The 8,598-nt window shown below is 66.5% G+C and carries 7 protein-coding genes; 2 read left to right on the top strand and 5 right to left on the bottom strand.

Annotated elements, in window-relative coordinates; all coding sequences use genetic code 11:
* Positions 1–227 precede the first annotated feature (227 nt).
* Both ACFC3J_RS13820 and ACFC3J_RS13825 read right to left on the bottom strand, forming a co-directional pair.
* Positions 228–1,427: an ABC transporter substrate-binding protein gene (locus tag ACFC3J_RS13820; RefSeq protein ID WP_375196740.1), complete on the bottom strand. Its 1,200-nt coding sequence runs from the start codon at positions 1,425–1,427 to the stop codon at positions 228–230.
* The gene (locus tag ACFC3J_RS13825; RefSeq protein ID WP_192665588.1) at positions 1,424–2,005 is read right to left on the bottom strand and encodes an ANTAR domain-containing protein; all 582 of its coding nucleotides are present in this window, start codon (positions 2,003–2,005) and stop codon (positions 1,424–1,426) included. Before ACFC3J_RS13825 ends, ACFC3J_RS13820 begins: the two co-directional genes overlap by 4 nt.
* Positions 2,006–2,190: 185 nt before the next feature.
* Between ACFC3J_RS13825 and ACFC3J_RS13830 the strand changes: the two genes are divergently transcribed.
* On the top strand, positions 2,191–3,768 hold the full coding sequence (locus tag ACFC3J_RS13830) for an ABC-F family ATP-binding cassette domain-containing protein (RefSeq protein ID WP_375196741.1): 1,578 nt from the start codon (positions 2,191–2,193) through the stop codon (positions 3,766–3,768).
* A gap of 9 nt (positions 3,769–3,777) precedes the next feature.
* Here the strand turns inward: ACFC3J_RS13830 and ACFC3J_RS13835 are convergent, their stop codons facing one another.
* The 3 genes from ACFC3J_RS13835 to ACFC3J_RS13845 are packed head-to-tail and all read right to left on the bottom strand — an operon-like array spanning position 3,778 to position 7,992.
* Positions 3,778–5,301 carry a DHA2 family efflux MFS transporter permease subunit gene (locus ACFC3J_RS13835; RefSeq protein WP_375196742.1) on the bottom strand — a complete coding sequence of 508 codons (1,524 nt, stop codon included), beginning with the start codon at positions 5,299–5,301 and terminating at the stop codon, positions 3,778–3,780.
* Positions 5,302–5,312: 11 nt separating this feature from the next.
* Positions 5,313–6,467, bottom strand: coding sequence for an EmrA/EmrK family multidrug efflux transporter periplasmic adaptor subunit (locus ACFC3J_RS13840; RefSeq protein WP_375196743.1), 1,155 nt, complete (start codon positions 6,465–6,467; stop codon positions 5,313–5,315).
* On the bottom strand, positions 6,460–7,992 hold the full coding sequence (locus ACFC3J_RS13845; protein WP_375196744.1) for an efflux transporter outer membrane subunit: 1,533 nt from the start codon (positions 7,990–7,992) through the stop codon (positions 6,460–6,462). The genes ACFC3J_RS13840 and ACFC3J_RS13845 overlap by 8 nt, the downstream gene beginning before the upstream one ends.
* Before the next feature lie 89 nt (positions 7,993–8,081).
* Between ACFC3J_RS13845 and ACFC3J_RS13850 the strand changes: the two genes are divergently transcribed.
* On the top strand, positions 8,082–8,598 hold a 517-nt coding region (locus ACFC3J_RS13850; RefSeq protein WP_375196745.1), incomplete at its 3' end, for a TetR/AcrR family transcriptional regulator.

An 8,598-nucleotide genomic window follows, 5' to 3' on the forward strand; every position in this document is an offset into this window, starting at 1 on the left:
GACGTCCCTCAATCTTGTGAAATGGACACGAAAAAAGCCGCGTCCGGACCTCGCTCATCACGAAATCCGGCCAGCGGCTTTGCTGTAAAATCGAAAGGAGAGCGCCATCCCAACCCCGGGCAGGCTCATCCTGTAAAACGCGCTTCGTCGCGCGACCCTTATCTTATCTCGCGATTCGCCTCATGTTGCAAGGCACAAAATTTGCGCGCGTCCAGAGCGGCCGCGCATCAAAAACTGGCGAGGAAATCCTCGATTTTCTCGGGATCGAACACCCGCCCGTCGAAAAAGCGGTCGGGTCCCAGCGTCAGTTCGCCCCGCTTCGACCCCACGGCCAGCGGAGAGGCCACCGCCCCTTCCAGCTTCATGCTCGCGCCCGGCAGGGGCACGTCGCTGTCCGCCAGCGCCCGGCGGAAAATGTCGGGCCGGAACACGGCGGCTGCCTTGGCGGCATTGTCCGGCGTGTGGTCGACCATCTTCCAGCGGACGAGCTGCGAGTAGATCCAGAGCGCCTGACTGCGCCACGGAAAGGGCGTCGCCTCCCGCGAAAACAGCATGAAATCGGGCATCGCCAGCGGCGCCATGTCGATACGGGGGATGATCCCCCCCGACAGCCCGCGCAAAATCACTTCGGCGGGCTGGTCGACATAGCGCGGGCTGGACAGGAGATGCGCGAGCGGCTCATGATTTTCCGCATCGTCGCACCAGGCCGCCGCCCGCGCCAGCGCCCGGATCAGCCGGTCGACGCTGTCGGGATTTTCCTCCAGCCAGGGCGTGCGGAAGGCCAGCACCTTTTCCACCCCACGGCGCCAGATGCGCTCGCCGATCGCCACCGCTTCGGCGAGACCCGCGTCCACCGCCGCGCTGCCCCAGGGTTCGCCCGCGATGAAACCGTCAATCTCGCCCGCGCGCATCGCCTCGACCGTCAGCGAGGGCGGCACGACGCGCAGCATCACGTCGCGGTCCGGATCGACCCCTGCGCTCGCCAGCCAGTATCTGAGCATGACGGAATGGCTGGAAAAGCGATGGACGACGCCGATCACCGGCTTGCGCTTCCAAAGGCCGATAGCGGCGGCAAAGTCATGCGCGGTGCCCAGCGGATCGTCGAGCCGGGCGGTGACGTCCGGGTCCAGCGCCTGCGCGAATTCGCTGGCCATCACCAGCATGTTGCCGTTGACGTTGAGCTTGTAGGGGGCGGACAGGGGCGCCGCCTGCTGGCTCAGCCCCAGCGTTACCGCCACGGCCAGCGGCGCCAGCATGTGCGCGGCCTGCACCTGACCGAAGATCAGCCGGTCGCGCAGCGTCGCCCAGCTGACCGTGCGGACGAGATCGAGGCTCAGCCCCTCCTCCTCGGCAAAACCCTTTTCCCGCGCCACCGCCAGCACGGCGGCATCGGTCAGCGGCAGGAATGCGATGCGCAGCTCAGTCAAAGGCCCCCTCCCAACAGGTCGCTGGCGGTAATGAGGGCCTGAGCGACATCCACGATTTTCTTGCCCTGATTCATCGCGCTCGACCGCAGCAGCGCATAAGCCTCCGGTTCACCGAGGCCGCGCTGGCTCATCAGGATCGACTTGGCGCGGTCGATGATCTTGCGGTCGGAAAGCGCCGTGCGCGCCTCGTCCAGTTCGGTCTGGAGCCGGGCGAAGGCGTTGAAACGCCGCACCGCCAGTTCCAGCACCGGCTTCACCCGTTCCTTGCGCAGCCCGTCGACGACATAGGCCGACACGCCCGCATCGATCGCCGCGCCGATCATCGATTCGTCCGACTGGTCGACGAACATCGCGATCGGCCGGGCGAGCGCCCGGCTGACCGACAGCATTTCCTCCAGCGTGTCGCGGCTGGGGCTGCCCAGATCCATGAGGACGACGTCGGGTGCCATGCGTTCGAGCCGCGCGACGAAGCCGCCGCGCGGGGGGACGATATGGATGTCGTCATAGCCTGCTTCGCGCAGCCCTTCCTCAAGAACCGTCGCCCGCAATCCACTGTCATCGATGATGACGATTCGCATGCACCCCGCCTTTTTGCCACTCAGTGGCCGCGATGCTGCGCCGCGTCAATCGGGACGCATGCGCACCGGTTGCCACGGGCGACGCGGCAGTATAGCATGGCCGCACCCATTTTCAGAGGATAGCGTCATGAACAACCACCTGATTGCAAAGCCCAATCGCTCTGCCTTCAGGGGAAATTCCGTTCATGCCTGCCATTATCCTTTCGCATCTCAGCTGGTCCGCGCCTGACGGCACATCGGTCCTTTCCGACCTCGATTTTCGCTTCACCGCCGAACGAATCGGTCTTGTCGGGCGCAACGGCGTCGGCAAATCGACCCTGCTCGGCCTGATCGCCGGCACGCTGATGCCGGGTGCGGGCAGCATCCATGTCGACGGCCGGGTCGCAACCCTGCGGCAGATGGTTCAGGTCACGCCCCAGGAAAACATCGCCGATCTGTTCGGCGCGCGGACGGCTTTGGCCCTGCTCGACAGGGCGGAACGCGGTCTTGCCGATCTGGCGGAACTGGAGGCCTGCGACTGGACCCTGCCCGCCCGGATCGAGGAAGCGCTGGCCGAGGTCGGGCTGGTCGCCGGTCCGGCGACGCCCCTCCAAAGCCTGTCGGGCGGCCAGCGCAGCCGCGCCGCCCTGGCGGGCGCTGTCTTTGCCCGGCCCGACTTCCTGCTGCTGGATGAACCGACCAACAATCTGGATGCGGAGGGCCGCGCCGCGCTGCGCGGCCTGCTGGCGAAATGGCGCGCCGGCGCGATCATAGTCAGCCATGACCGCGCGCTGCTGGAGGAAATGGAGGCGATCGCCGAGCTGACCAGCCTTGGCCTCCACCGTTACGGCGGCAACTGGTCGGCCTACAGGGAACGCAAGGCGATCGAACTCACCGCCGCCGGGCAGCAGCTGGATCAGGCCGAACGGCGGATGAAGGATATTGCCCGCCGGACCCAGATCGCGGCCGAACGCAAGCAGCGCCGCGATGCCGCCGGTGCGCGCAAGGGGGCCAGGGGCGACATGCCCCGAATCCTGATCGGCAAGCGCAAGGATCGGGCGGAAAGCTCCGGCGGCGATGCGACGCGGCTGGCCGAGCGCTTGCAGCGCGAAGCCGCCGAGGCGGCGCAATCGGCGCGCGAACGCATCGAGATCGTCGAGAGTCTGACGGTCACCCTGCCCTCGACCGGCGTGCAGCCGGGCCAGACGATCCTGCGGCTCGATCGGGCGACCGCTGGACATGGTCCGGAAGCGCCGGTGCTGCGCGACTTTTCCCTTTCGATCCATGGTCCGGAACGGATCGCCGTCACGGGCCCCAATGGCGCGGGCAAGTCCACCCTGCTCCACCTGATCGCCGGTGCATTGACGCCCCTCTCGGGAACCGTGCATCGCCCTGTCGATTGCGCCCTGCTGGACCAGCGCGCCGCCCTGCTGGACCGGGAAGCGAGCATTGCCGCCAATTTCGCCCGGATGCATCCGCAGGCCACGCATAATCAGGTCCGCGCCGCGCTCGCCCGCTTTCGCTTTCGGGCCGATCTGGCGTTGCAGCGCGTCGGCACGCTCAGCGGCGGGCAGATGCTGCGCGCCGCCCTTGCCTGCGTGCTGGGCGGAGAGACTTTGCCGCCGCTGCTGATGCTGGACGAACCGACCAATCATCTCGATCTCGATTCGATCGGCGCGATCGAACAGGGGCTGGCCGCCTATGACGGGGCGCTGATCCTCGTCAGCCATGACGAGGCATTTCTGGAGGCGGCGGGCGTCACCCGAAGGGTCCGGCTAGGCTGACCCGGAGCGTCAGTGCGCCGCGGACATGTCCACCTTGCCGGTCGGACGCGGCGCGAACCAGACCAGCGCACCGGCCAGAAACAGGATCAGCGCCGCGGCGAAGAAGACGTGGTTCATCGAGATGACGGTCGCCTGCTGGTCGACCAGATCGGCGAGCATCTGCGGCGTCTGCGCGGCGGAAAGCCCGCTGTTGGCCAGCGTCGCGCCCGCGCCCGGATCAAGCGCGGACACCAGTTCGTTGCGCGCCACGCGCTGGCCGTCGCCCCAGCTGGTGAGAACGAGGGAGGTCGAGATCGCGACAGCAAGCGTGCGCAGGAAATTCTGCAGGCCCGCCGCCGACGCCGTTTCCTCCGGACGGACCGAGCCCAGCGTCAGTGTCGTCAGCGGGATCATGAAGAAGGGCATGGCAAAGCCCTGCACGACCTGCGGCAGCGACAGGGTCCAGAAATCGGCCGTGCTGGTCCAGCCCGCCCGCCACATCGTGACGCAACCCATCCAGACCACGGCGCCGGAGATCATCAGCCGCACGTCGACCTTGCCGATCGCGCGTCCGGCCAGCGGAGCGGCGAGGATCGCCGTCATGGCCGTGAAGGATGTCACATAACCGGCCGATTCGGCCGGGTAGCCCATCGACATCTGGAGCCATTGCGGAATGATGACGATGCCCGCGAAATAGGCGCCGAAGCAGAGCGACAGGGTCACGACGCCCGAGGTGAAGCCGACATGGCGAAAGACCCGCAGATCGACCACCGGATGTTCCTCGGTCAGTTCCCAGATGACGAAGACAATGCAGCCGATCAGCGCCAGCACCCCCAGCGTCACGATCATCGGGTCGGCAAACCAGTCATGATCGCGACCGATGTCCAGCATGATCTGCATGCAGCCGATCCAGAAGATCAGCAGGGCAAGGCCGATAAAATCGATCGGCACCTTGCGCCGTTCGGTTTCGACCGGACGCAGCAGCACCAGCGCCGAAAAGATGCAGACCACCGCAATCGGCAGGTTGATGAAGAAGATCCAGTGCCAGCTCCAGTTGTCGCTGATATACCCGCCGACGATCGGACCCACCGCTGGTCCCGCCAGCGTGGTCATGGCCCACAGGCCCATCACCCGGCCCCGCGATTCGGGTGGGAAAATCCGTATCAGCAGGGTCTGCGACATGGGCATCAGCGGCCCGCCGCACAGGCCCTGACCGATCCGGCAGGCAACCAGCATGCCCAGTGTCACCGACATGCCGCAAAGCATGGAGAAAAAGCCGAAGCCCATCATGCCGAAGGTGAAGACCCGCACCGCCCCGAAGCGCTGCGCCAGCCACCCGGTCAACGGCACGCAGATCGCCTCTGCCACGGCGTAGGATGTGATGATCCAGGTGCCCTGATCGGGCGAAATGCCCAGATTGCCGGCGATGTGCGGGACCGAGACGTTGGCGATGGTCAGGTCCAGCACCACCATGAAATTGCTCATCGCCAGCACCAGCGCCGCCAATATGCGCTGGCGCGGGGTCAGGTGATAGGTTTCGGCCGGCCTGGTCACGGATCGGCCCCTTATTCGCCAGAAAGGTCGATCTCGGCTTCCATCGAAAGCCCGACGCGCAGCGGATGCGCGGCCAGTTCTTTGGGATCAAGCGCAATCCGCACCGGCAGGCGCTGCACCACCTTGATCCAGTTGCCGGTCGCATTCTGCGCCGGGATCAGCGCCATGGACGATCCGGTGCCGCCGGAAAAGCCGACGACCTTGCCGTGATAGACGACGTCGCCGCCATAAAGGTCGGAGGTGAGGGTGGCGGGCATGCCGACCTTCACCCGGCCAAGCTGGCGCTCCTTGAAATTGGCGTCGACATAGACCTGAGCGAGCGGAACGATGCTCATGATCGGCGTTCCCTGCGCCACGCGCTGGCCTACCTGCACCTGCCGCCGCGTCACCACGCCGTCGATCGGCGCGCGGATGATGCTGCGGTCAAGGTCCAGCCGTGCATTGTCGAGCTTCGCCTTGGCGGCCAGCACGGCCGGATCGGTATCGATGGTCGAGCCGCGCACCAGCGCGTCATTGGCGGCCAGCTGTCCGCTGGCGGCGCCGCGCGTCGCCTCCGCCGTGGTCACGCCGGCCCGCGCCTGATCCAGCGCCGCCTGCGCGGCGGCATAGGCCTTGCGCGCGCTGGTCAGTTCCTCGCCCGACACGGCGCCATTGGGGGCCAGCGCCTCGCGGCGCCTGAGATCGATGCGGGCCTTGTCGAAATCGGCCTGCGCGGTTGCCAGCTGCGCGCGGGCCTGCGTGATGTCGGCCCCCCGCGCCTCCACCTGGGCGGCGAGCGAACTGCTCGTCGCCACGGCCTGGCGGAACCGGCGCTTCGCCTCGGCCAGATCCGCTTCCGCCTGCGCCACGGCGATGCGGGCATTGGTGGGGTCGAGCCTCACCAATATGTCGCCGCGCTTCACGATCTGGGTATCGGTGACCAGCACCTCGACCGCCTGGGCGGAAATCAGCGGCGTCACCTGCGCCATCTCCGCATTCACATAGGCATTGTCGGTGCTGACATGATTGCGCCCGACCAGCAGATACCAGATGCCGTAAAGACCGCCGATGACGATCACCGCCAGCGCCAGCCGCATCAGCCATTTCCTGCGCGTTTCCTGACGCTGCGCGGCGACATCGCCGCTCTTGCTCGTTTCGGTGGAGAATTCTGGCGTCGCGTCAGCCATTGGGCAGTTCCTTGGGGGTGGCGCCGCTGGCGGCGAAACCGCCTCCCAGCGCGCGAATCAGGGCGATATCGAGCGTGAAGCCGCTGGCTTCCAGCTCCGCGACGGACTGACGCGCGGCCAATAGCTGGTCCTCGACATTCAATACGTCAAGATAGGTGTTGAGGCCGCCTTCATAACGCTGGCGGGCGATGGAATAGGCTTCTTCCGACGCGGCCAGCGCGGCGCGGGCATCGGCCAGCCGCTGGTCCAGCGAACGGCGCCCCGTGACCGCGTCGGCCACCTGCTGATAGGCGCCCAGCACGGTCTTGTCATAGCTGGCCACCGCCTCGTCATAGGCTGCGCGGGCGCCGCGATACTGGCCGCTCAGGGCGCCGCCATGAAAGATCGGCAGGCTGATCGCGGGCCCGGCATTGCCGAACAGCGAGTCCTTCTTGAACAGCGTGTCCGTGAAGGGGCTTGACCCACCGGCAATCGCGCCCGTGCTGTTGTTGAACGCCGTGTTGTAACCCAGCGACTGCACGCCGATCAGCGCGCTCAGGCGGATCGCCGGAAAGAAATCGGCCCGCGCTACCTTGATCCGCTTGGCCGCCGCCTCCGTCCGCGCGAGCGCCGCGGCGATGTCGGGACGGCGCGCGACCAGATTGGTGGTGACATCAGCGGGCAGCCCAAGCGGCGCCAGCGCGCCCAGCTTAGGCCGGACGATGGCAAGGCCGCGATCCGGCCCGGCGCCGATCAGCGCCGCAATCTGGTGCTGACGGATGGCGATGGCCTGATCGGCGGCGGCCAGCTGCGCCCGGGCGGACGCAACGGTGGCGTAGGCCTGCCGCTCGCTGCCGCGGGTTTCAAGGCCATTGGCGCGCCGATCCGCGACCAGTTTCTGGCTGGCGGTACGGATTTCGAGGGCGCGGGCCTGAATCTCCCGCTCGTCGTAAAGTTTCGCCAGATCGGCATAGGCATCGGCAACCCCGGTCGCGAGCGCCAGCCGCGCCTGGCGCGCGTCGATCTCCGCCGCCTGCGCGTCGGAGGTCGCCGCCGCCAACGCCGCCCGGTTCTTGCCCCACAGATCGAGATCGAAGCCGAAATTCAGCGCTACCTGCCCCGTGCCGAGCCAGCCCTTGGGCACGAATTCCTTGGGCATGCCCATGTTGTAGCTGGATTTGGTGACCCCGCCCTTGGCATCCAGATCAACGGAGGGCAGCAGCGGCGCACCGGCCTGCTGGGCGACCGCGCTGGCCTGACGAAAGCGTGCGGCTGCGGCGGCGACGTCGGGAGAACCCTTCAGCCCCTCCTCGATCAACGCGTCGAGCTGCGGGTCGCCATAGACTCTCCACCAGCCTTCGGAAGGCCAGGCGGCGCTGGCCGCCTGAAGGCTCTGCTGCGCCTTGATGCTGTCGGGCGCGCGCACCGTCGGCTTGGGGCCAAGCTGGGGCACCGCCGCGCAGGCGGAAAGCAAGAGCGCCGAGGCGACGACCGTTCCGGCGCGGACGAAAGCGGCAGGGCAATTTATGAGGCGACTCACGGGCATAAGAAACCGTACCAAAGAGTATGAAATGGGCCTTTGCGCCTGATGCAAATCCTTGTCAACAGAAATAGCGTACTGTATAGTACGATTTTATGACAGTCCTTGATTCCCCTCCTATCAGCCGCAGGGAAGCGCGCCGCCGCGACCGGCGGCAGGCGATTCTGGAGGTGGCCGCCCAATATTTTCTGGAAAATGGCTATGCGGCCACCACCATGTCGGCCATCGCCGCAAAGCTGGGCGGGTCAAAGGGGACGTTGTGGAGTTATTTTCCTTCGAAGGAGGAATTGTTCGCCGCCTGCCTGGATCACAAGACCACCGCCTATCGCGAACGGCTGGCCGAAATGCTCGACCCGGACGGCGACCTGGCGGCGACCCTGTTCCAGCTGGGCATGAATCTGCTGGAAAAGGTCACATCAGCCGAGTCCATCGCGCTGCACCGGCTGGTGGTTGCCGAAGCGGGCCGGTTCCCCGAAATGGGCGCCATTTTCTTCGAACATGCGCCGCGTCATACGCGCATGATGGTCGCCGCCTTTCTGGCGCAGGCGATGGATCGGGGGCTGCTGCGCCGGGCTGACCCCGAACTGGCGGCACGCACTTTGATGATGCTGA

This window comes from Sphingobium sp. (assembly GCF_041987595.1).
Classification (GTDB): Bacteria; Pseudomonadota; Alphaproteobacteria; order Sphingomonadales; family Sphingomonadaceae; genus Sphingobium.